The following is a 21,975-nucleotide window of genomic DNA, read 5'->3' as shown; positions in this document are numbered from 1 at the left end:
CCGATCCCCCGCTGCCTTACCGAGGACACCCCATGACCCCCACTTCGATCACCTTCATCGGCGGCGGCAACATGGCCCGCAGCCTGATTGCCGGCCTCGTCCGCCAGGGCACCGTGCCGGGCCACATCCACGTGGCCGAACCGGTTGCCGAACTGCGCAGCCAGCTCACCGCCGACTTCGGCGTGAAAACCTACGCCAGCGCCACCGAGGCGGCCGCGCAGGGCACGCTCTGGGTGCTGGCGGTGAAGCCGCAGGTGCTGGGCGATGTCTGCGCCGGCCTGGCCGATATCGCCCAGGCCAAGGCGCCGCTGGTGGTGTCCATCGCCGCCGGCATCACCAGCGCGCAGCTGCAGCGCTGGCTGGGCGGCGGCGCGGTGGTGCGCGCCATGCCCAACACCCCGGCCCTGCTGGGCGCCGGCGTCACCGGTCTGTTTGCCACCGCGGACGTGAGCGCGGACCAGCGCACGCAGGCCGACGCGGTGCTGGCCAGCGCCGGGCGTACCGTGTGGATCGATGACGAGGCGCGGATGGACGCGGTCACTGCCGTCTCCGGCAGCGGGCCGGCCTACGTGTTCCTGCTGGCCGAAGCCATGGAAGCTGCCGCCCTCGCACAGGGCTTGCCCGCCGACGCCGCGCGCACCCTGGTGGTACAGACCCTGCTCGGCGCCAGCCGCATGCTGGACGAATCCGGGGAAGCGCCGGCCGAGCTGCGTCGGCGCGTCACCTCGCCGAACGGCACCACGCAGGCCGCCATCGAAAGCTTCCAGGGCGAGGACTTCGAGGCCATCGTGGCACGGGCGATCGACGCGGCGACGCGACGCGGACAGGCGTTGTCGGCGGCCAACGACTGATCCGGTTCAACCCCAGCGCTGCGCGCCGTCGCCCTGCTCGGCCAGGGCGTCGCCCGGGTTGGCCAGGCGGCAGCGCTTCAGCGACAGGCACCCGCACCCGATGCAGTCGGTGAGCTGGTCGCGCAGCAGCAGCAGCTCTTCTATGCGCTGGTCCAGTTCACCACGCCACAGCGCCGACATCTTCGCCCATTCGGCGCGGGTCGGCGTCTTGTTTTCCGGCAGTGCCGCAAAGGCGTTGGCCACCGCCTCCAGCGGCAGGCCCACCCGCTGCGCCACGCGGATCACCGCCAGCCGGCGCAGCACCTCGCGACCGAACCGACGCTGGTTGCCGGCGGTGCGCAGGCTGCGGATCAACCCCTTGCGCTCGTAGAAGTGCAGCGCCGATACCGCCACGCCGCTGCGCCGTGCCACCTCCCCTACACTCAACTCCTGTGCGATCACCGCTTGACCTCAACCATGGTTAAGGTGTCATCGTGCGGCACCTCGCGGCGCGCGGCAAGCGCCGCGCTTCTTCGTTGCCGGGAATCCGCATGTCTTCCGATGTCGCTGTACCTTCCTCCGTCGCGCCCGCGTCGATCCTGTCGGCGCAGTACCGCGCCACCACCATCGGCATGGTCGCGCTGGTGTCGCTGCATGCCTTCGAAGCGCTGGCCGTAGCGGCGGCCATGCCCACCGTCGCGCATGCACTGGACGGCCTGCGCCTGTACGCGCTGGCGTTCGGCGGCACCCTGGCCACCAGCGTGATCGGCATGACGCTGGCGGGGCGCTGGAGCGACCGTCTGGGCCCGGCGCGGCCGCTGTGGCTGGGCCTGGGTTGTTTCGTCGCCGGCCTGCTGGTGGCCGGGCTGGCGCAGCACATGCCGGTGCTGGTGATGGGCCGGTTGTTGCAGGGGCTGGGCGCCGGCGCGATTTCAGTGGCGCTGTACGTGCTGGTGGGGCGCACCTTCCCGGAATCGCTCAGGCCGCGCGTGTTCGCCGCGTTTTCCGCCGGGTGGGTGGTGCCTTCGCTGATCGGCCCCGCCATCAGCGGCCTGATCGTGCAGCACGCCGGATGGCGCTGGGTGTTTCTCGCGGTGCCGCTGCTGGCCGTTCCCGCCGCGCTGTTGCTGCGTCCGGCGCTGCGGGCGATGCCGCCGTTGGCCGCGGCGTCCGCGTCGGAGGGCAGCGTGGTGCGCTGGGCCGTGGGGGCATCGGTGGGCGCGCTGCTGTTGTATGTCGGTGGCCAGCAGGCCGGCGGGTCGGCGCTGGCGGTGCTGGTGCCTGCGGTGGCGGTGCTGGCGCTGTGCAGCTGGAAGCTGCTGCCCCGCGGCACCCTGCGCCTGCGCCGCGGCCTGCCCAGCGTGATCGCGCTGCGCGGCATCGCCGCTTCGGCCTTCTTCGGCTGCGAAGCCTTTTTGCCGCTGCTGCTGCAGCGCGAACGCGGACTGAGCCCGCTGCTGGCCGGGGTGGCGTTGAGCCTGGGCGCGCTGGGCTGGTTCAGCGGTTCGTGGTTCCAGGGCCACGGCGCGCAGCGCCTGTCGCGCCGCCACCTGCTCACCGCCGGTGCGCTGCTGATGTGCGGCGGCATCATCGGCACCGCACTGGCGATCCAGCCCGGCGTGCCGTTGGGGCTGGCGCTGGTGGGCTGGACCTTGACCGGGCTGGGGATGGGATTGATCTATCCCAGCCTGTCGGTGTTGACGCTGTCGATGTCGCCGCCGGCGCAGCAGGGCGCCAACACCTCGGCGTTGCAGCTGAGCGAGGCGCTGGCCGTGGCGACCACGCTGGCCATCTCCGGCTCGCTGTTCGCGCTGATGCTGTCGGTGGACGTCACCCTGGGCTACCTGCAGACGTTCGCGATCATGCTGCTGCTGGCCGCCGCGAGCGTGGTGGTGGCACGACGGGTTTGACTGTCGTTGGTTGATCCGGCGGAAAATCAGGGCGTCACGTCCTCAAGATCCTCCCTGAGGATCCGCCGGATCTCCAGCACCGCCTGCGGGGTCTCCTGCACGCTGTGGCCGGAGATGATCACCTTCTCCGACACCGCGCCGGGCAGGTGCGCGCTCCAGTACGGGACCAGGCCATCATCGGACTGTTCGAGCGGCACACCCGGTTTGCGCTGGGCGATGATGGAGTGGTACTTCAGGCCCGGCATGATCGGCAGTGCCGACGACGCCTTCACGAACGGGTCGCTGGCCTTGAGGTTGTCGATGCTGTTGGGAATCTGCAGCTTGGTCGCCTGCGCCGACTGCACCTCGGACTGCTGCAGGGTCTGGAACACGTCCTCGAACTTGCCCAGGATCGTGATCGGCAGGCGCACAAGCCGGCCGATGAAACGGCCTACCCGGTTGCCCGCGATGTCGGTGCCCTTGTGCGGGGCCGCGATGAAGATCGCGCGCTCCACGTGGGGTTCGGCATCGAAATGCAGCAGCGGGCCCAGCTTGGCCTGCACCCGCTTGAGGCGCTCTCCCTTCAGGTCATAGTTGGCCAGCAGCTGGTCCCACAGGGTCTCCCCGGAGCTGGTGACCAGCAGGCGCGCCAGCACGCCGCCCATGCTGTGGCCGATGAACACCATGTCGCGCGAGGCCGGCGACGTGCCCTTCGGGTCGAAGTGCTTCAGGGTGTTGTCGAAGGCCTGGTCGATCGCGTAGCGGTTCAGGGCGATCGGCGCGTTGGTCGGGTAATACACCTGCCAGACCTGGAAATGCCTGCGCAGCTCCGGGTCGCCCAGGATCTCGTTGGCCACGTTCACCCATGCCTCCGGGCTGCTGCCCAGGCCATGCAGCATGAAGATGATGCGGCGGTTCGGATCCCAGGGCTGCATCAGGTACATGTGCGGCTCGGCAATGCCCTGGCTCAACCCGAACAGCGTGCGCAGCGACTGCGTGGCAAATCCGGACTGCGCCAGCCACATCCCGTACGCCGCGGTGAAGTTGCCGGCCAGCGGCACCTTTTCACCGTGCAGGTCCACGCTTTCGGTGGATTCGGGCGAGTACACGTCGAACAGCACCTGGGTCGTGTCCAGCACCTGCTCCAGCGTATCGCCCTTGAAGCGCAGCAGCGCCGTCGCATTGATCGCCGACATCTCGCTGTACTGCGGGATCTCCGCCTTTTCACCGTCGACCGGCGCGATGAGTCTGGGGGGGTCCATCACCACCACCAGTTCGGCACCGAACCCATCGCGGCGATACGTGCTGCGCAGCCCGGCGAAACTGACCGACGACGCCGCCACCATGGTGGTGGGAATGCTGGTCAGGCGAAGCTCGTCGAAGTCCGAAGTCAGCGTCCAGCGCTCGCCGGCCACGGCGGCGTTGTAGTCCTCGCCTTCCAGCGCGCTCTCGCGGCTGCGCTTGAACACCACCGTGGCGGTCTGCTCGGCGGCGTAGTTGTAGTAGTCGCGCACCTGGGTCTGGCGGTCTTCGAAGGCGCGATCGGACGGCGTGCGCCCGCTGAAGAACAGGTAGGCATATGCGTACCGCGCGGCTTCCAGCCACGCGTCCAGCGCCGCGTCGGACATCGGGGTCTTGTCGCGGTCCCTGGGTTTGGGCGTGAGCGCCAGTGCGTTCTTCACCCACAGCTCGGACAACGCCGACAAACGCTGCTCCTCGGGCACGTCGCGCGTGTCCTTCAGGGTCTTTTCGCAGGTGACGACATCCTTCTCGCACAGCGACACGTCGAGGCCGATCACGCTCAGCGTTTCCTGCGAGGCCATGCTGAACCTGCCGGAGGTCAGCACGTCGCCGCGCTTGTTGGCCAGGTAGTCGGTCGGCGAGACCTGTTTCATGGTCACCATCGCACAGCCGCTGGACAGCAGCAGCGCGAGCACCACCGCCAGCTGTGGCAGCGTGCGTTGCAGCCAGCGGGTCATGGCTGGACCTCCATGTCCACGCCCGGCACGCCCTGGCGGATCAACTGCGGGAAGCGCGGGTCATCACCGGCGGCGCGCGCACGCTCGGTGATGCGCCCGCGCGCCTTCAGGGTGGCGAAGTCCACGCCCGGCGTCAGCACGCCGAGGTCGCGGGCGTATTCGGCGAAGTAGCCGGAGGCGAGCAGGCGGTAGTCCAGCGGCAGCCCCGGCGCGATCTGCCTGGCCAGTTCGTACACGATGGTGGTGCAGTTGCTGGTAAGCGTGTTGTAGAACGCCGGTGCGGCATCCAGCCTGCGCGCCTCGCCGAGGTAGGAGACGAACAGCCCCTTGAGCTGCTCGCGGGTCATGCCTTCAAGGCGGTAAAGATATACATCCTCGCCGCGCACATTGCTGCGTACGCGCACGATGTCGGTTTCTTCCGCCGCCACCAGGGTCATCTCGAACTTGCGGAAGAAGCCTCCCAGCGCGGAGAACGATTCGCCGCGCTCCTTGCGGATCTCCAGCGAGAACACCAGCTGGCGTCCGTCGGCGAATCCGAATGACACCAGGGTGTGCGCGATCATCGGGCCCATCCAGTACGACAGGACCAGATCGGCCGAACGCAGCTGGTCAAGCTCGTACTCGCGGCGTTCCCAGCGCGCTTCGTGGTCGTCCTCGGTGCGCCAGGTGAAGTTGCGCACGTTGTCGAGCACCACCCGGTTGCCGTCGAAGGACACCACCTTCAAGCGCTGCGCGACATCATCGGCCCATACCCGGTCCTGGCGCGGGCTGAGCATCAGCCACCAGAGCCCACAGGCCACCAGCACGACCCCGAATACAGGACCGGGCCAGCGTGCGCCGCCGGCGCGCGCGACCGCGACGACCGCGCTCAGCGCGACTGCGCCCCACGCCACGACCACCAAGCCCCTCAACCACCCCGGCCCGGGAAGCTGGTACGCCAGCAGCCCGGCCACCCACAGCGCGGCCACCAGCATGCCTGCGGCCAGCGCCCATCGTCCTGCTTTCTTCACACGTCGTTCCGTCGGTTGGTCGGGGCGCTAGTTAGCCATATCCCACGGCCAGGGGACATGTTTGCCTGTTCAGGTCCGCTCAGCGGCGCGCCGCGCCCACCTTCTGCCAGGGGGCCATGCCTTTCCGGGCGCGGGGCAGCGCGCGGCGGAGCGGCAGCCGACGCGGCATGGGAATACCCACGCCGGGAGCCGCCGCGGTGTCGCGACGCAGGTCGTCAGCGCGCTCGCCCACCAGCAGGGCCGCCATTTCTTCGAGGCCGTTGCGCATGGCGCGCGCGGCGGTCTGCAGGGTATTCATGGCGTGTCTCCAGGAGCGGCGTGGGGACGACCTACGTTAAGGGCGCTGCCGCGCAGGGACCGTGCAGGCGATGTGGCAGCGGGATGAAAGACGACGGGCCACCGCGCGCGGGTGATATTCATTTGCGTTCGCATCCTCACCTCCCGATAATCCGGGCCCTCAGTCCCTTGGATCCGTGCCATGTCCGCCCCCGCGCGCCGTTCGGCCTTGCTGCTGCTCGTTCCCACGCTGCTGGCGTCGGCCCTCGCCCAGGCCCAGGACACCGGCACCGCCCGTACCCTGGACGCGGTCAGCGTGGTGGCCGACCGTGCCAGCACCGCCACCAAGACCGACACCCCGCTCACCCAGACGCCGCAGGCGATCAGCGTGGTCACCCAGCAGCTGTTCACCGACCGCGGTGCCCGCAATCTGCAGGAAACCCTGCGCTACAGCGCGGGCGTCACCGCCGATGCCTACGGCCTGGATACCCGCAGCGACGGCAGCACCGTGCGCGGCCTGGACCCGGTGCAGTACCTGGACGGCCTGCGCCGCAGCTATGGGTTCAACCCGCTTGCGCGCACCGAGGTGTATGGGCTGGAGCGGGTGGAAGTGCTGCGCGGCCCGTCGTCGGTGCTGTACGGCGCCGGCGCCACCGGCGGCATCATCAATGCCATCACCAAGCGCCCGACCTTCGGCGAGCCGGGCGGCGAAGTGGCCGTGCAGCTGGGCAACTTCGACCGCAGGCAGTTCCAGGGCGGCGTGGCCGGCACCCTGAACGACGCCGGCACCGTTGCCGGTCGCCTGGTCGGGCTGGCGCGCGATTCGGGCATGCAGACCGACTACATCGACGATGACCGCGTGTACCTGGCGCCGTCGATCAGCTGGCAGGGCGAGCGCAGCACCCTGACCGTGCTGGCCAGCTACCAGCATGACAAGACCGCGTCCAGCCAGCAGTTCCTGCCGGTGGTGGCCACCTTGAACGCACCGGCGGGCACCCCGCGGCTGGATCCGTCGACCTTCCTGGGCGACCGCGATTTCGACATGCTCGACTCGCGCGTGTACAGCATCACCGCGCTGTTCGATCACCGCTTCACCGACGCCATCAGCCTGCGCTCGGCCGTGCGCTACCTCGACGGCAAGACCGAATTCCGCGAACTGTATCCGGATTCCTACAGCAATCCGCTGGACCCCTTCATCGACGCCGACAAGCGCGTGGTCAACCGCAACGCCTACGGCGTTCGCCCGGACGTGCGCTCGCTGACCAGCGACAACGCGGTGCAGTTCGATTTCGCCACCGGCGCGTTCCAGCACCTGCTGCTGGCCGGCGTGGATTACAGCGATTACCGCGAGAAGTCCTGGAACCTGGATGCCACCCCGACCCCGATCGACATCTACGCGCCGGTCTCCAGCGGCGTGACCATCAATGGCTGGGACCGCCTGCCCGACCAGCAGACCACCCAGCTGGGCGTGTACCTGCAGGACCAGATCCGCTGGGCCGACCGCGTGTCGCTGGTGCTCGGCGCACGCCGCGACCATGCGCGCAGCAAGACCGAAGGCCTGCCCAGCCAGACCGACAATGCCACCACCTGGCGGGCCGGGCTGATCGGCGAGATCGGCGCCGGTGTTTCTCCGTACATCAGCTACAGCGAGTCGTTCCTGCCGGTGACCGGCCAGGATCTGTACGGCCGTGCGTTCAAGCCGATGCAGGGCGACCAGTGGGAAGGCGGCATCAAGTGGCAGCCGGCGTCGAACATGATGGTGACCCTGGCGGCCTACCGCATTACCGAAACCAACCGCCAGACCAATGACCCGGAGAACCCGCTCAACGTGGTCCAGACCGGCGAGATCGAGTCCAAGGGCGTGGAGCTGGAGGGCCAGTTCCAGTTCGCGCATGAGGTCACCCTCACCGCGGCGTATTCGCGCAACAAGGCCGAGGTAACCCGGAGCAACTTCGCCATGGAAGTAAACCAGCGCCTCAACGATACCCCGCAGGAACTGGCGTCGGTATGGTTGGGCAAGGGCTTCCAGCTGGACGACGTCTCGCGCCTGCGCGTTGGCGTGGGTGGCCGCTACGTCGGCAACACCCAGTCGCTGGGCTTCGGCGGCTTCATCCGCACCCCGAGCTACACCCTGGTCGACGCGTTGGCCGAAATCCAGGTGACCGATTGGACGATGGCGCTGAACATCACCAACCTGTCGGACAAGAAGTACTTCGCGCCCTGCCGCAACTTCGGTGACTGCTTCACCGGCAACCCGCGCACGGTGACCGGCACCATCAGCTACCGCTTCTAAACGGTAGCGCCGACCGTTGGTCGGCAACCGGGCCACCTTCATCTCCAGCTGCCGCCAGAGACCCCCATGCAACGTTCCACCATCAAAGCCTGGTTCCTGGTCCACAAATGGACCAGCCTGATCTGCACGCTGTTCCTGCTGCTGTTGTGCATGACCGGCCTGCCACTGGTCTTCGGCGAGGAAATCGCCCACCTCAGCGAACCGCACGTGGACAACCCGCAGCCACAGGCCCCGCACCGCGACCTGGACGCGCAGGTGCGCACCGCCCTCGCCCAGTACCCCGGCAACGTGCCGCTGTTCGCCGGTTGGGACTGGGAAGGCAACACCGTCTACGTCAACACCGGCACCGAGCCGGCGACGCCGCCGCCGCAGATGAAAACCGCGCTGCTCGATGCGGCCAGCGGTGAGGTCCTGCCGGCGCCGCAGTTCAACGAAGGGGTGATGTACTTCCTGTACCGGCTGCACACCGACCTGTTCCTGGGCCTGCCCGGCATGCTGTTCATGGGCGCGATGGGGCTGCTGTTCGCCGTGGCGATCATCTCCGGGCTGGTGCTGTATGGGCCGTTCATGCGCCGCCAGCGCTTCGGCACCCTGCGCACCGGGCGCAGCCGCCGCCTGGCCTGGCTGGACCTGCACAACGTGATCGGCGTGGTCACGCTCGGCTGGGCGCTGGTGGTGGGCATCACCGGGGCCATCAACACGATTGCGAAGCCACTGGAAACCGCCTGGCAGAGCCAGCAGCTGGGCGAGTTCGCCGCGCGTTACGCCGGCCAGCCGCGCCCGACCACGCTGGCCTCGCTGCAGGCCGCCGTAGACACCGCACGCGCTGCCGAGCCCGGCATGCGCCCGGCGTTCGTCAGCTTCCCGGGCACCGGCTACAGCGGCGACCACCACTATGGTGTGTTCATGCAGGGCAACACCCCGCTCACCGAACGCCTGTACCGCCCGGTGCTGATCGATGCGGCCACCGGCGAACTCACCGCCCAGCCGCAGCTGCCCACCTACATGAGCGTGCTGCTGCTCAGCCAGCCGCTGCACTTCGGCGATTACGGCAAGCTGCCGCTGAAGATCCTGTGGGCATTGCTGGACCTGCTGACCATCGCGGTGCTGGTCAGTGGCCTGTACCTGTGGTTCAAGCGCGGCAATACCGAGGCGCGGGTGACCGAGATCGAGCGCGCTGAAAAAACCGGGGGTGCGGCATGAGCCGGACGCCTGCGCCCAATGGCAGCCCGTTCACGGCGCCAGCGTGGATCGCCGCGGCAAGCCTGCTGGGTCTGGTCAGCGCACTGATCGGCGATGGCCTGTTCGATGTGGTGTCATGGGTGGTCTTCGCGGCGCTGATCGGACTGGTGGTGCGGGCCTGGGTGAAGCGGACGCGGTGACGGGGTGCTCCGGGTTCGCGGTGCCGACCAACGGTCGGCACTACCGGTCGGCATTGCTTGGTCGGCCCCCGGCCCCGTGGCGGGCGAAGTTGAGTGCCGCCGGCGATGCTTCATCCGCGCGCAGGCACAGCTGCAGCTCGAACGTGGCCTCGCTCCCCGCCAACGGGTGATAGGCCACTTCCGCACTGCGGAACCCGGCCATGCTGGCCGGCACCACTGAAATGCCCGCTTCCACCGCCACCAGCGACAACACCGCATGCATGCCGTGCGCTTCCTGCACCACGCGCGGGGTGAAGCCGGCCGCTGCGCACAGCCGCACCACCTGCGAATGGAAGCCCCTGCCCTCCCGCGCCGGCCACAGCACGAACGGCTCATCGGCCAGCGCCGCCACGTTGACCGCGTCCCGCTGCGCAAGCCGATGCGGGCGCGGCAGCGCGATCGCCAGGCGGTCGCTGTCGAACGCCTGCAGCTGCATGTCCTCGGCGTCGAACACCGGCGGGATCACCACGCCCACGTCGATGCGCTGCTCGCGCAGCATCTGGACCTGCCGCGCCGAGGTGGCTTCTATCAGCTCCAGCCGGACCTCCGGGCTGGCCTGGCGAAAGCGTCGGATGACGCCAGGCAGCCGCCCATACAAGGCACTGCCCACGTAGCCCAGGCGCACGGTACCGGTGCGGCCGGCCGCCGCATCGCGGGTGGCCACCAGCGCATGATCGGCCTGTTGCAGCAGTCGTCGCGCTTCGGCCAGCAGTACCGCACCCGCCGCGGTAAGCCCAAGCGTGCGGTTGCCGCGCTGGATCAACTCGCTGCCGATCTCGTCTTCCAGCTTGCGGATGGCGGCGGTCAGCGGCGGCTGCGACATGTGCAACCGGGCCGCGGCACGATGGAAATGCAGTTCTTCGGCAACGGCGACGAACTGGCGAAGCAGGCGGAGGTCGACCATGAAGACCGTGCGGGAATCAGGAGCCGCCAGTATGCCGTGCCGGTGGCTACCTGCGCGGTTCAACGGTCGGCTGCGCGATGTGCGCCCACTGCGCGGCGATGTCTTCAACGCTGTCGGCCGAGGTCGCACGCAGGTCGCGCGGGTAGGCAACATCGTCGGCTTCCACGCTGCGGGTCGCATGGAACTGCCCATTGCTGGCGCGCAGGATCCAGCCCCCGTCGCGACAGGCCGTAGACGCCAGGAACGCCACGCCCGGCGCTACCGCGTCCGGGTGCAGCTCATCCGGTTCGCCCTCCACGCCCCACATGCGGGTCTTGGCCACCGGCGATATTGCATTGACCATGATGTTGTGCGGCGCACCTTCGGCGGCGAGCACGTTGACGATCCCCACCGCCGCCATCTTCGCTGCCGCGTACGCGGCCAACCCCTTCTGCACGTACTGCGGGTACAGCGCACGGTCGGAGGTGGTCAGCACGATGCGGCCATGATGCCGCGCCTGCATCGACGGCCACGCCGCTTCGGCCAGCCAGAGTGGCGCCTTCGCCGCGATGGTCATCATGTGGTCGAAGCGGTCTTCCTGCAGCGCGTCGATCTGCTGGTACTCGACCCAGCCGGCGTTGTGGATGATGAAGTCGATATGCCCGTGCCGCGTCACGATGTCGGTCATCAGCGCGCGGCACCCGTCGCGCTGGTCGATGGCCGCATGCGCGGCGTGCACGTCCAGTCCGAGGCCGCGCAGCAGCGCCACGGTCGCCGCGATCCGCTGCGGGTCTGCGCCGTGTCCGTCCAGCCCGGCCCCCACATCGTGCATCACCACCCGCGCGCCACGCGTGGCGAGCAGGCGGCTGTAGGCCAGGCCCAACCCACTCGCCGCGCCCGTGACCAGCCCAACCTGCCCCTCGAACGAAATTGCCTTGTGCGTCTGCATCCACACAGGATCGTGCGACAGCCCCACCGGGCGCCAATACCCCCTTGATGGGTCCACGATACAAACGGCGTATCGTGTTGACCGGGGCGGTCTGCCCGGAGGGTGGGAAGGTCAATGCGCCTGTGTTCGTCGCGGCCTGAGGATCCAGAGGAGGCATGTCTGCACCAATACCGCCAACCAAAGTGCGCAATACACCGCCACCATGGTGCCCTTGGACCGGTCGCGCGCTGCGGGGCCGCAGTGCGCTCCGTGCTGATCTGCCTGGTGCAGTGGCAGCATAAGCAACGCGGTCGGTGCCGACAAGAACCGCAGCCCTACAGGGCGTGGCATGGCGCCACGCCCTGTAGGAGGGCACGCCGGGGTGGCCTCAGGACTTGATGAAGGCCAGCAGGTCCGGGTTGATCACATCGGCATGCGTGGTCAGCATGCCGTGCGGGTAGCCCTTGTACACCTTGAGCGTGCCGTTCTTCAGCAGCTTCACCGACAGCTCGGCCGAGTCGGCGATCGGCACCACCTGGTCGTCGTCACCGTGCAGCACCAGGGTGGGCACGGTGATGGCCTTGAGGTCGTCGGTCTGGTCGGTTTCCGAGAACGCCTTGATGCCTTCGTAATGGGCCTTGGCACTGCCCATCATGCCCTGCCGCCACCAGTTCTGGATCACCCCCGGATACACCTTGGCGCCCGGGCGGTTGAAGCCATAGAACGGGCCGGTGGGGAAGTCCACGAACAGCTGCGCGCGGTTGGCGGCAACGCCGGCGCGGATGCCGTCGAACACCTCGATCGGCAGGCCACCCGGGTTGGCGGCGGTCTTCAGCATCAACGGCGGCACCGCGCTCACCAGCACGGCCTTGGCAACGCGGCCCTGCGGCTGGCCGTACTTCGCCACGTACCGCGCGACTTCGCCGCCACCGGTGGAGTGCCCGATATGCACGGCGTTGCGCAGGTCCAGGTGCTCGGCCACGGCCGACGCATCGGCGGCGTAATGGTCCATGTCGTGGCCATCGCTGACCTGCGCCGAACGGCCATGGCCGCGGCGGTCATGTGCGATCACCCGATAGCCATGCTGGACGAAGAACAGCATCTGGGCGTCCCAATCGTCCGACGACAGCGGCCAACCGTGGTGGAACACGATGGGCTGCGCATCGCGCGGACCCCAGTCCTTGTAGAAGATGCGGACCCCGTCTGGGGTGGTGACGTAATTTTCGGACATCTGCGTGGTTTCCGGTGTGGGGGAACGGGTGGGTGCGGCCGCAAACCCCGGCAGCGCCATCACGGCGAGCGCCGAGGCGCCCACCTGGAGCACCTGGCGGCGGGTAAGCGTCAGCGTGTCCGGCTGGCGTGGGGGCATGGAGGCATCCTTCTCAGGGAGGGCAGCCCCATGGAAACAGACACCGGCCGCACCGGCTTGTACGCCGGTGCGCTTTACCCGCCCACGGTGCGCCGCAGCCACCGGAGCGCTGCCCGTGTGCGGTCACGCAGCCCGGCCAGGCCTGGCCGGTACGGCGACTGCCACGCGAACGCGGCGGGAATCTGCAGGTCGATCTCGGTGCCCCGCCCGGGCCGGCCGGAGCGGATCGCGAGGCTGCCACCGGCGCGCGCCGCGCGTTCGTGCATGCCGGCCAGGCCCCAATGCCCCTCCAGCAGGCCCGCGTCCTGGTTGAAGCCCACGCCGTCATCGTGGACGCGAAGCCGGAAGGCGTGCCGCCCGTACCCCAACGACACCTGCACGGTGCCCGCGTTGGCGTGCCGGAACGCATTGAGCATTGCTTCGCGTCCGATCATGTAAGCCTCCTCACCCGCACAGCGCTGCATCGGCCGTGGCGTTCCTTCCACCACCAGCCGCACCGCCGGCGTGGCCAGGCCGTGTGCGTCCTCGCGCACGGCCATCAGCGCCGCGCCCAGGTCGCGTGCGTGGTCCACGTCGCCGCGCAGCCCGCGCACGCGCTCGCGCCCGTCGGCGCCGACGCGCTCGGCCATGTGCATCGCCGCTTCCAGTTCCTGCCGCACCGGATCGTCCGCCGCCAGCTTGCGGCTCGATGCGTGCAGGCGCAGGATCAGGCCCTGGGTGCTCTGCAGCAGGGTGTCGTGAAGCTCGCGCGCGATGCGCTCGCGTTCGCGGTGACGCTCGTCCAGCCGGGTGCGGATGCGCGCGGCCAGCTGGCGCAGCCGGGCCAGGTACAGCAGCCACAGCAGTGCCGCCGCGGCCAGCACGCACAGTGCGCGGAACCAGCCGGTTTCCCAGTAGTGCGGCGCGACCGTGACCACCAGCTGCGCGCCACGTCCGTTCCACACGCCGTCGTTGTTGCTGGCCGTTACCCGGAAGACGTAGCGGCCAGAACCAGGCGCGTTGTACAGCGCCGAGCGCGCCGCCCCCTCCACCCACGCCGAATCGAAGCCGTCCAGCTGGTAGCGGAAGCGCACCCGTTCGGGCATCGACAGACTCAGCGCGGTGTAGCGGATGCGCAGGTTGCGCGCCCCGGCGGGAAGCGCCACGGCGCCGTCGTGGATGGGCACGACCGCGCCATCTACCGTGGCCGACAGGATTTCCACCGGCGGCGCCACCGGGTTGCGCAGGATCCGGCGCGGGTCGATCGACACCAACCCACTGGTGGTGGCGAACCACAGGCGTCCATCCTGCGTGCGCGCCGCGGTCGGCAGCGGGCGGAACTGGGCGGCAATGCCCGGCAACCCGTCCAGCGCGGTGAACCGTTCGTAGCGCGGGCTGCCGCGACCACCGAACAGGCCATCGACATCGGCGGCACGCACACGCACCACGCCACGCGCACCGTTGAACCACACATCGCCGGACGCATCGGCCACGATCCCGCTGATACCGCGCAGATCCTCGCGCACGCCCGGCACCCCATTACGCAGGCGACCTGCGGCGACCAGGGCCAGGCCGCGTTCGCCCCCGATCCACATCCCATGCCGGTCTTCGTACAGGGCGGTGACGTTGCCCACGTCCAAGGCCTGGCCGGTCCACGGCGTGGTCGCTTTTTCCTGGTCGAGCACCACCGCGATGTTGCGCGCGAACCCCAGCCACAGGCGTCCGCGCGCGTCCACCTGCATGCTCAGGGGCGAACCGTTCGACGGCAGGTCGGGCAGGTCCTGCAGGTGTTTCCACCTGCCCTGCCGCAACCGGTGCAGACCGGGCGTGTTCAACGACAGCCAGACCGTGCCGTCCGGCAGGGTGGCGATGGCCTGGACGCCGGAACGCACCGACACGGGCAGATCGGACACTGCCTCGAACCGGCCACCGCGCATCCGCCACAGACCGTCGGGGCCGCCAAGCCACAGGTCGCCCCCGGCGCTGCGATGCATCGCGGTAATCGCAGAGCGCAGCGCCAGCGGCTGGCGCGACACGCTGTCCACCCGCTGCAGGGCATGGTTGCGCGTGCCCACCAGCAATCCATCGCCGTCGGCGACCATGGCGAAGTCCTGCGCGCCGTCGGGCATCGCCACCTGCACCAGGTTGGCGTGGCGGAAGCGGTCCAGGCCACGGCTGCTGCCTACCCAGAGGTTGCCTTCGCGGTCCTCGAGCAACGGCTGCAGGTAGTCCGAACTGAGCCCGTCGCTGCGCCGGAACAGTTCAAACGCCTCTCCGGGGCGTGTGGGCGAACGCCGCACCAGCCCGGTGCCCAGCGTGGTTGCCCAGAGCACGCCGTCGCGATCGAACAACAGGCCGGCCGATGCGCCTGGCCCGGTCGGATCCGGCGCCGACGACGCATCCCCCTTCCCTGCCAGCGGGCGTACGCCGCCGTCCGCCTCGGCCACCCAGATCGTGCCGTCCGGCGCCTGCGCGATCTGGCTGACCCGTCCGACCGTGGACGCCACGGGGGTGAAGGCAGGTGCGCCCCGGCGCAGCACCACCATGCCGTTTTCGGTGGCGACCCAGAGCGTGCCGGCGCGGTCGGTGAACAAGGTGCGTGCCTGCCGCCCCGGATAGCCCATGCCCGCAGGCGGACGCTGCCAGCGCTGATCGTGCAGCGCGACCGGCCCGGTGAACGTGGCGGCCCACAAACGGCCCTCGCCATCCTCGGCAAAGCGGAACACGGTGCTGGTCGGCAGGCCGTCGGCCTGACCGTAGTGACGCACCCGGTCACCGTCGATACGGCTGACGCCGCCGTAGCGGAACCCCATCCACAGGCCGCCGTCGGGGGACGCGTACAGCGTGGACACGCTGGTGGCAGGAAAGGCGTCGCCGCCGGTGGGCGCAAAACGGGTAAAACGCACCCCGTCGAACCGGTACAGCCCGATTTCGGTGCCCAGCCACAGATAGCCATCGGCGGTCTGGGCCAGCGCGGTCACCTGCCCTGGCGCGCCCTGGTTGACGGTCCATGCGGTGTGGTGGAACTGGCCGATCGCGCGGGCCGGATCGAGCGCGACCGCCGTGCCGGCAACCAGCAACAGCAGGGCACAGGCCAGACCTCGTAATCCGTACGCCATGCTCGGTCCCCTGCCCGCGCGGCGCTGCGCCAGCGCCCGCGCCATCATACAAAAACGGTTCGGCAGCAGCAGGCCAATACTACGGGCAGGCGCCGCCCGCGCGTACGTCCTGCAGGTAGGCCGACGGCGTACAGCCCAGGCTGCGCCGGAACCAGCGCACGAAGTGGCTCTGGTCATAGAAGCCCAGCTCGCTGGCCACCTGGCCGATGCGCTGGCCGTCTACGCGCAGCAGTTGCCGGGCGCGCTCGAGTCGCCGCATGCGCAGGTACTCCATCGGACTGAGCCCGGTCTGTTCGCGGAACCTGCGTGCGAAGTGGAACCGGCTCATGCACGCCGCCTGCGCGATCGCACTCAGCTGCAGCGGTTCGGACAGATGGGCTTCGATGTAGTGCACGCCGCGCTCGACAGCGCCGCTCACCCCGCTGCGCCCGCATGGGCGCGCCGATGACGCATGCAGTGATACCAGAAGGGATGCCGCGGGGCTGGCGTGCACGGGAATAAGCCTCGCCGAAGGTAGCGTGTAGGCTGCGCCTGCAACGTGCCTGGCCCAAGCCCCGATCGGCGGAGTACCCACCTACTCTTTCGGGTGATCGTGCTGCGGGGGCGCGCTGCGACGCCTGGACTGCGACGCCGGCAGCTCCACCACCCGGCGCCCGAACAGCACCGCATCCACCGAGTACGCCCCCGGGCCGAGCAGCAGCAGGGCGATCAACAGGCCCGCCGCCGGCCACCCCTGCAGCCCGGGATCCAGGCAGGCCACGAACAGCGAGGCCAGGATGCCCAGCGGCAGCAGGCTGCCCAGCGCCAGCAGCACCGCCGCCATCCATGCCCAGCCGATCAGATCGCCCTGCGGCGGCAGCGATCGCAGCGCCCAGGGGCCCACCAGCATGGACGACAGCAGCAGGCGCAGCAGCAGCAGGCCGACGCCGGGGGTACGGTCAGGAAAGGTTGCGTAGAGCAGCTGCACCGGTCGCCTCCAGCGTTCGATCAGGCTGTGCCCATTGGGGACCTGTTGCGGCCCCGGCGCATGACCCGAAAGAGTAGTTGCCACCGTGTCCGGAGCGATCACCCCGCATTTGCTATCGTGCGCGGGTCTGTCCTTTGTCCTGGAGTCCCATGTCCCGCACGCCATCCGCCTCCCCCTCCCCGCAGGCCCTGCTGCGGGCCGCCACCAGGGAGGCGTACGAGCGCGTCACCGTGCTGCTCAACGCAAGCTACGCCGATTTCAGCCCCGAACAGCAGCAGCGGATCCGCGCCCTGGTGGCCGGCGATGCAGCGGCCCGCCCGGCAAGCCGTGTCAAACCCGCCAAAGCGCCACGCGAACCGCTGCCGCCGCGTTACTGGCTGCCGCACACGCAGGAAACCTGGTCCGGTCGCGGCCGCGTGCCGCAAACCTTCCTTGCCTGGGAAGGCACCGTGGCCCACACCGAATGGAAGAAGCACCATCCCGACGAGCGCTTCCCGGCGTATCCGGGCTGAGCAGTGAGATGAACCGCTCCATCAAGCTGCGCAGAGCGGTGGGAACGCACGGCACCGTGCATCGCGTTGCAGACCTCCAGCAGCGCCATGACACGAAGCAGACGCTGCCCACCCTGCTCTGCGACAGCCCTGGCTGCGGCGCCCTGCTGAAGTTCGTGCCCGCGCGCAGCAGCCGCCATGCCGACCAGCCCGCGCCCGTCCAGATGCCGGCCTACCTCACCCTGGACAAAGGTGCCGAACACCAGTCCGGGTGCCGGTATGACGCGCCCGGCCATCTCCAGGCGCTGCTCGCCGCCGGCGCCGATCCTGACGTCCTGCCCGTGCTCGCAGACGGCAGGCACGAGCTTCGCCTGCTGGTCCTGCAACAGGCACTGAAGCGCGGCAGCGCTGATCGCCAGGCCGTCGACTCCGCCACGGACCGCTACCTGCACACCCTCGCCGACCTGCTGGTGCTGCGTGCGCTGTGCGAAAGCGATGCCCTGTTCGCCGAGCACCTGACCCTGCGCCTGGGCAAGAAGAAAGTGGACTGGGCGAATTTCTTCTACACGCCGGAGCGCTACGACGAGGCTGGGGAGCGCCTGGCTGCAGCGTCCACGGAACTGCCCATGGCGTTGCTGGGCACGGTCCGCTCGCACCGCGTGCAGCCCGATGCGGTATACCTCAACTGCGCCCCGAAGTACCAGCGCACCGGCATTACCGACCGGCGCGACTTCCATGAAGTCAGCGTTGGCCACGGCGACGCCGCGTGGCTGCAGTCGTTCCCGGTAGGCGCCGAGATCGTGATGTTCGGGCTGTGGCGCCAAGGCCGGACCACCACCTCCACGCGGCCCCACCCCACCGACCCGCGACGCACCATCACCAACGTCACCCACAAGCTGGCGCTATGGCCAAGCTTCAAGCGGCAGCTGGCCGTGGTTGACTGACCCGGAGAACGTACCGCATGACCCGAACGACGCCGCGCTTCCTGCTGCTCACTGCATTGGCCGCCACACCGCTTGCGGCGTGCGCCGCGCCGGCCTCCTCGCCAGGCACGGTGTTTGTCGACGTCACCGCGACCCACGTTCCCACAGAACCCGACCTGCATGCGCTTGATGCCGCCCTGCTGGATGCCGACGGCGACGGCGACCTGGACGTTGCGGTGGCGGTGGAGAACGGCGCCAACCGGCTTTATCTCAATGATGGGAGCGGCAAGCTCACGCACGCCACCGGTGCGTTCGGGCCGCTCAGCGGCGACAACGAACACGTCCGCATTGCCGACTTCAACCGCGACGGCCATCCGGATGTGCTGTTCATCGCCGAAGACACTGAACAACACAACCTGTTCCTGGGCGATGGCAAAGGTGGATTCGCGCGGGTGAGCGCGCGCCTGCCGGCGAAAAGCCAGGCCAATGGCGTGGCGGTCGGCGATCTCAACGGCGACGGCCTGCCCGACATCGTCGTCGGCAACACCACCGAAGGCAAGAAGGGCCAGGCACAGCCGTTCCTGTGGCTCAACGACCCTGCGCGCCCGGGCCGGTTCGTCGACGCCACGGCCACCCACCTGCCCAACATCGACGTGCAGGCGCAGGGCATCGCGCTGGTTGACGTGGACGGCGATGGCGATCTGGACATCGCCATCGCCAGCCAGGATCCGCTGAACCGGCTGCTGCTCAACGACGGCAGCGGACGCTTCGTCGACGCGACCGATCGGCTGGGCCCACAGGTGCCGACCGAAACGCGCGAAGTGCACGCGCTTGACGCCAACGGCGACGGTCGACTGGACCTGGTGTTCTTCAACCTCACCAGCAACAACCGCGAGTGGGACAAGGATCCACAGACCCGGCTGCTGATCAACCAGGGCGATGCGCGCTTCAAGGATGAAACCGCAGCACGCCTGCCCCGCCACCGCTTCTCGAGCTGGGGCGGTACCGTGGTGGACTTCAACCACGATGGTCATCCCGACCTGGTAGTGAGCGCCATCGACGTGCCGGGCTTCGTCCCGCTGCAGGTACGTGCGTGGCAGAACGATGGGAAAGGAAACTTCAGTGACGTCACCGCTGCGGTGATTCCTGCCACCACCGTCGGCCGGAGCTGGAGCATGGCGCAGGGCGATCTGGACGGTGACGGCAAGCCGGACCTGTTCATCGGTGGCTGGCAGTCGCAGGCGCGGCTGCTGCTCAGCCGCCCATAAGCCGCGGCATTCCATCGCTTTTCTTCACAGATCCTGCTCTGTATTCCGGACCACGCCGCCGCACGCCGCGGCGGGGATGGGAGGTCGATATGAACGCCGCACGTCTGATTAGCATTGCCGCACTTGCCGTGGCCGCCCTGACCGCAGCCCCTGCCTGGGCCGACCCGCCGCACCACGCGCGCGGCAATGGTCCGCCGCCGCATGCCGGCGGCCCGGACAAGCGCCACGCTCCGCCGCCGGGATGGCAGAAGAAGGCCTGGCACCGCGGCGACCGGCTCAGCTGGTCGGAGGTGGACCGCCGTTACTGGGTTGACGACTACTCACGTTACGACCTGCGTGAACCGGGCCGCGGCCATCGCTGGGTCCGCCAGTCCGACACCGAGTACCTGCTCGTTGAGATCGCCACCGGCGTGATCATCGACGCCCTGCGCCGCTGACGCGGCGCGCTGGGAGCCCGAGCGTCGCGCCATGCCGGCGATCCAGGCACCGACTCACGAGCCTTTGGTTCGGGAACAATGTTAACCAGTGACTTGCTCGGATGATGTTTCCTCACGCTCGTCGCTGCTTCCCGATATCTGCTCGTCAGGAACTTCAAGCTGGGCGCGAATCCAGCGCTGCGCGTCATCCGTTTTCATGGACAGCTGCGCCTCGATGGCTTGGGATTCGCGGAACTGAGCAGCCTCAGCCGCCATTGTCCATGCGGCTTGGAGGCCCAACTCTTCAATTGCACCACGAAGTTCACCAAGCTGAAGTCTGAAAAACTCTTTCCTTGGATTCACCTTGTTGACCTGCGATGTTACGAACTTACGATGCAGGGCACCCTCGAGTGCAGGAGCGTCATCGGACCAAATCATTGCGTGAACATCGAACGGGAAGGGGACACTAGCATCGCCCAGCTCTTTCACCCGGTCATGGGGCTGCAATCGCCTCGTCATTCCAACCTTGAATACACGATCACCAAATGACCCAATGTTCGAGATGACATAGACGTGCCCAGCCTTGGTCTGCTGAGCCATCGAGAGCGCACGTTGATTCTTGGCCTCTGCCTCGGCAAGTTTGGCTTCAAGGGCGAACATCTGCGCCTCGAACATAGAACGCTGCTCCTCGCTTGCCTTTTCCAGCTGCACCCGCGCCTTGGATAGGGCCCTTTGCAACATATCCTCTTCTTTGGCGGCCTCTTTCAATGCCCTATCAATCTCGCGCTGCGCTCGCTCTTCCTCGCGAATCTGCTCCCTGATTCGGCGCTGCTCTTCCCTGTCCCTCTCACGCAAAGCGATCGAAGAAGCTCCCCACCGCAGCTCTTCGAGGCGACTGTCGAGATACTCCCTGGTAATCCTGGCCGATCGGAATGAACTACCGTTGTGGTTGACCAATGAAAACGCGTCACGCACCTGCTGTTCCAATATCCCGAAGTTGTCCGACTTCAGCCTTCCCAAGATCGTATCCACTTTGCCATTAAAGGCGTCAATCACGAACCTTATAGCCGTCTCCCGCCGATTCTTCTCGACGTAGTCACATTCCGCAGCCCTGCCAGACGTAACCAGAGATATGGAATTCGCCCTCGCGAGCTTAAGCTCTTGAGCCGCCGACTCAAATTCATACTCCTGCGCCAGCTGATCTAACAAGCTGTAAGTCGGCTTGAGGTATAGATCACCGTAACCTTCGATAACATTGCGCATGGCGACAGCGCTCTGCTGGATGGTTTCAGCCTCCTGCAGGGCACGGTACGCATCGCCAGCAATGCTCTCGGCGCGAATCTCTGCCTGCTTGACCAGCACCGCAGCACGTCTATTCGCGTCCTCAATCGTGCGCTCTGCCTTCTGACGAGCATCTGCATTGGCGCGGCGCCCGTCAGCGATCAGACCGCTGACCTGCTGCTGGGCTTCGAGACGCAGGGCTTCCAGTGTGGTCTCTGTTGCCGTACGAAGCGCATCCATCTCTATACGAGCAGACATCGAAGCCGCCTCAGCTTCTGCAAGCATTCGTCGAGCCTCAGCATCCGCGTCGCGCACCGCCTTAAACTCGGAAAGCGCCTCGTTTTCGGTGGAAATCCGAGTAATCTGTGACCGCAGGGATTCCAATTGACGTGCGGCATCCAGCTCCACTTGAGCTAGTTGACTCTGGAATGCCTGTGAGGCTAGCCGTCGAAGCACCAACAGCACGCCAATGGTGACGGCCAGTGCAAATGAGAGAATCCAGCTCATGAGCTCCCCCTAAGAGTCCCAAGCATTGATGATAGTCCATGACTATGGACTAGCATCAAACCGACAGAGCAGTCTGTCTATAGGACTTTTCCTACGCCAGGCTAGGACGCTCACTAACCACTCGCCCGCAGCGTCCACGCCACTCC

The 21,975-nt window shown here is 67.9% G+C and carries 20 protein-coding genes; 9 read left to right on the top strand and 11 right to left on the bottom strand.

Translation table 11 applies throughout. From position 1 onward, the window contains the following. Window positions 1-32: 32 nt before the first annotated feature. Window positions 33-851 carry a pyrroline-5-carboxylate reductase gene (gene proC, locus ACIGII_RS10855; RefSeq protein ID WP_399637996.1) on the top strand — a complete coding sequence of 273 codons (819 nt, stop codon included), beginning with the start codon at window positions 33-35 and terminating at the stop codon, window positions 849-851. 6 nt (window positions 852-857) lie between these two features. Here the strand turns inward: proC and soxR are convergent, their stop codons facing one another. Further along, on the bottom strand, window positions 858-1,292 hold the full coding sequence (gene soxR, locus ACIGII_RS10850) for a redox-sensitive transcriptional activator SoxR (protein ID WP_399637994.1): 435 nt from the start codon (window positions 1,290-1,292) through the stop codon (window positions 858-860). Between the two features lie 89 nt (window positions 1,293-1,381). Here soxR and ACIGII_RS10845 point away from each other — a divergent pair, with 89 nt between their 5' ends. After that, window positions 1,382-2,740, top strand: a complete 1,359-nt coding sequence (locus ACIGII_RS10845; RefSeq protein WP_399637992.1) for an MFS transporter — start codon at window positions 1,382-1,384, stop codon at window positions 2,738-2,740. Window positions 2,741-2,766: 26 nt separating this feature from the next. On the opposite strand, the gene ACIGII_RS10840 is transcribed toward ACIGII_RS10845, so the two are convergent. From ACIGII_RS10840 to ACIGII_RS10830, 3 genes are all read right to left on the bottom strand, one after another. Then, on the bottom strand, window positions 2,767-4,698 hold the full coding sequence (locus ACIGII_RS10840; RefSeq protein ID WP_399637990.1) for an esterase/lipase family protein: 1,932 nt from the start codon (window positions 4,696-4,698) through the stop codon (window positions 2,767-2,769). Continuing rightward, window positions 4,695-5,672 (bottom strand): DUF4105 domain-containing protein, encoded by a 978-nt coding sequence (locus ACIGII_RS10835; protein WP_399638137.1) that lies wholly within the window; start codon window positions 5,670-5,672, stop codon window positions 4,695-4,697. Before ACIGII_RS10835 ends, ACIGII_RS10840 begins: the two co-directional genes overlap by 4 nt. Before the next feature lie 115 nt (window positions 5,673-5,787). Then, on the bottom strand, window positions 5,788-6,006 hold the full coding sequence (locus ACIGII_RS10830; RefSeq protein ID WP_399637987.1) for a hypothetical protein: 219 nt from the start codon (window positions 6,004-6,006) through the stop codon (window positions 5,788-5,790). A 180-nt stretch (window positions 6,007-6,186) separates the two neighbouring features. On the opposite strand from ACIGII_RS10830, the gene ACIGII_RS10825 reads away from it, so the two are divergent. The 3 genes from ACIGII_RS10825 to ACIGII_RS10815 all read left to right on the top strand — a co-directional run bounded on the left by ACIGII_RS10825 (window position 6,187) and on the right by ACIGII_RS10815 (window position 9,659). Further along, a complete protein-coding gene (locus ACIGII_RS10825) occupies window positions 6,187-8,277 on the top strand; it encodes a TonB-dependent siderophore receptor (RefSeq protein WP_399637984.1) in 2,091 nt (696 codons plus the stop codon). Between the two features lie 66 nt (window positions 8,278-8,343). Beyond that, complete coding sequence (locus ACIGII_RS10820; RefSeq protein WP_399637981.1) at window positions 8,344-9,480, top strand: PepSY-associated TM helix domain-containing protein; 1,137 nt, start codon at window positions 8,344-8,346, stop codon at window positions 9,478-9,480. Continuing rightward, entirely contained in the window at window positions 9,477-9,659 is a 183-nt protein-coding gene (locus tag ACIGII_RS10815; protein WP_399637979.1) for a hypothetical protein, read from the top strand. The genes ACIGII_RS10820 and ACIGII_RS10815 overlap by 4 nt, the downstream gene beginning before the upstream one ends. 40 nt (window positions 9,660-9,699) lie before the next feature. On the opposite strand, the gene ACIGII_RS10810 is transcribed toward ACIGII_RS10815, so the two are convergent. From ACIGII_RS10810 to ACIGII_RS10785, 6 genes are all read right to left on the bottom strand, one after another. Beyond that, the gene (locus ACIGII_RS10810) at window positions 9,700-10,602 is read right to left on the bottom strand and encodes a LysR family transcriptional regulator (protein ID WP_399637976.1); all 903 of its coding nucleotides are present in this window, start codon (window positions 10,600-10,602) and stop codon (window positions 9,700-9,702) included. Between the two features lie 46 nt (window positions 10,603-10,648). Then, entirely contained in the window at window positions 10,649-11,530 is an 882-nt protein-coding gene (locus ACIGII_RS10805; protein WP_399637975.1) for an SDR family NAD(P)-dependent oxidoreductase, read from the bottom strand. A gap of 367 nt (window positions 11,531-11,897) precedes the next feature. Continuing rightward, window positions 11,898-12,740, bottom strand: coding sequence for an alpha/beta fold hydrolase (locus ACIGII_RS10800; protein ID WP_399638135.1), 843 nt, complete (start codon window positions 12,738-12,740; stop codon window positions 11,898-11,900). 212 nt (window positions 12,741-12,952) lie between these two features. Beyond that, window positions 12,953-15,976: a two-component regulator propeller domain-containing protein gene (locus ACIGII_RS10795; protein WP_399637973.1), complete on the bottom strand. Its 3,024-nt coding sequence runs from the start codon at window positions 15,974-15,976 to the stop codon at window positions 12,953-12,955. Window positions 15,977-16,055: 79 nt separating this feature from the next. Then, entirely contained in the window at window positions 16,056-16,394 is a 339-nt protein-coding gene (locus tag ACIGII_RS10790) for a helix-turn-helix domain-containing protein (protein ID WP_399637971.1), read from the bottom strand. A gap of 156 nt (window positions 16,395-16,550) precedes the next feature. Continuing rightward, a complete protein-coding gene (locus ACIGII_RS10785; protein ID WP_399637969.1) occupies window positions 16,551-16,943 on the bottom strand; it encodes a hypothetical protein in 393 nt (130 codons plus the stop codon). Between the two features lie 149 nt (window positions 16,944-17,092). Here ACIGII_RS10785 and ACIGII_RS10780 point away from each other — a divergent pair, with 149 nt between their 5' ends. From ACIGII_RS10780 to ACIGII_RS10765, 4 genes are all read left to right on the top strand, one after another. Beyond that, window positions 17,093-17,455 (top strand): H-NS family nucleoid-associated regulatory protein, encoded by a 363-nt coding sequence (locus tag ACIGII_RS10780; RefSeq protein WP_399637967.1) that lies wholly within the window; start codon window positions 17,093-17,095, stop codon window positions 17,453-17,455. A gap of 8 nt (window positions 17,456-17,463) precedes the next feature. Further along, window positions 17,464-18,378: a hypothetical protein gene (locus ACIGII_RS10775; protein ID WP_399637964.1), complete on the top strand. Its 915-nt coding sequence runs from the start codon at window positions 17,464-17,466 to the stop codon at window positions 18,376-18,378. Between the two features lie 17 nt (window positions 18,379-18,395). Continuing rightward, window positions 18,396-19,625: an FG-GAP repeat domain-containing protein gene (locus ACIGII_RS10770; RefSeq protein ID WP_399637961.1), complete on the top strand. Its 1,230-nt coding sequence runs from the start codon at window positions 18,396-18,398 to the stop codon at window positions 19,623-19,625. Between the two features lie 89 nt (window positions 19,626-19,714). Beyond that, window positions 19,715-20,062 carry an RcnB family protein gene (locus tag ACIGII_RS10765; protein ID WP_399637959.1) on the top strand — a complete coding sequence of 116 codons (348 nt, stop codon included), beginning with the start codon at window positions 19,715-19,717 and terminating at the stop codon, window positions 20,060-20,062. Between the two features lie 81 nt (window positions 20,063-20,143). On the opposite strand, the gene ACIGII_RS10760 is transcribed toward ACIGII_RS10765, so the two are convergent. Beyond that, complete coding sequence (locus ACIGII_RS10760; protein ID WP_399637957.1) at window positions 20,144-21,829, bottom strand: DUF4041 domain-containing protein; 1,686 nt, start codon at window positions 21,827-21,829, stop codon at window positions 20,144-20,146. Window positions 21,830-21,975 lie beyond the last annotated feature (146 nt).

It is taken from the genome of Stenotrophomonas sp. NPDC077420 (assembly GCF_044543385.1).
GTDB lineage: Bacteria > Pseudomonadota > Gammaproteobacteria > Xanthomonadales > Xanthomonadaceae > Stenotrophomonas.
Note: the sequence above shows the minus strand (reverse complement) of the source record. Positions and strands in the feature narration are given on the sequence as shown.

Bases quoted from the DNA above. Each gene is read 5' to 3' on its own strand.
- ACIGII_RS10780 (WP_399637967.1), top strand. From the start codon at position 17,093: ATGTCCCGCACGCCATCCGCCTCCCCCTCCCCGCAGGCCCTGCTGCGG.
- ACIGII_RS10845 (WP_399637992.1), top strand. From the start codon at position 1,382: ATGTCTTCCGATGTCGCTGTACCTTCCTCCGTCGCGCCCGCGTCGATC.
- ACIGII_RS10805 (WP_399637975.1), bottom strand. From the start codon at position 11,530: ATGCAGACGCACAAGGCAATTTCGTTCGAGGGGCAGGTTGGGCTGGTC.
- ACIGII_RS10815 (WP_399637979.1), top strand. From the start codon at position 9,477: ATGAGCCGGACGCCTGCGCCCAATGGCAGCCCGTTCACGGCGCCAGCG.
- proC (WP_399637996.1), top strand. From the start codon at position 33: ATGACCCCCACTTCGATCACCTTCATCGGCGGCGGCAACATGGCCCGC.
- ACIGII_RS10830 (WP_399637987.1), bottom strand. From the start codon at position 6,006: ATGAATACCCTGCAGACCGCCGCGCGCGCCATGCGCAACGGCCTCGAA.
- ACIGII_RS10840 (WP_399637990.1), bottom strand. From the start codon at position 4,698: ATGACCCGCTGGCTGCAACGCACGCTGCCACAGCTGGCGGTGGTGCTC.
- ACIGII_RS10810 (WP_399637976.1), bottom strand. From the start codon at position 10,602: ATGGTCGACCTCCGCCTGCTTCGCCAGTTCGTCGCCGTTGCCGAAGAA.
- ACIGII_RS10760 (WP_399637957.1), bottom strand. From the start codon at position 21,829: ATGAGCTGGATTCTCTCATTTGCACTGGCCGTCACCATTGGCGTGCTG.
- ACIGII_RS10825 (WP_399637984.1), top strand. From the start codon at position 6,187: ATGTCCGCCCCCGCGCGCCGTTCGGCCTTGCTGCTGCTCGTTCCCACG.
- ACIGII_RS10835 (WP_399638137.1), bottom strand. From the start codon at position 5,672: ATGCTGGTGGCCGCGCTGTGGGTGGCCGGGCTGCTGGCGTACCAGCTT.
- ACIGII_RS10765 (WP_399637959.1), top strand. From the start codon at position 19,715: ATGAACGCCGCACGTCTGATTAGCATTGCCGCACTTGCCGTGGCCGCC.
- ACIGII_RS10775 (WP_399637964.1), top strand. From the start codon at position 17,464: ATGAACCGCTCCATCAAGCTGCGCAGAGCGGTGGGAACGCACGGCACC.
- ACIGII_RS10795 (WP_399637973.1), bottom strand. From the start codon at position 15,976: ATGGCGTACGGATTACGAGGTCTGGCCTGTGCCCTGCTGTTGCTGGTT.
- ACIGII_RS10770 (WP_399637961.1), top strand. From the start codon at position 18,396: ATGACCCGAACGACGCCGCGCTTCCTGCTGCTCACTGCATTGGCCGCC.
- ACIGII_RS10820 (WP_399637981.1), top strand. From the start codon at position 8,344: ATGCAACGTTCCACCATCAAAGCCTGGTTCCTGGTCCACAAATGGACC.
- ACIGII_RS10800 (WP_399638135.1), bottom strand. From the start codon at position 12,740: ATGTCCGAAAATTACGTCACCACCCCAGACGGGGTCCGCATCTTCTAC.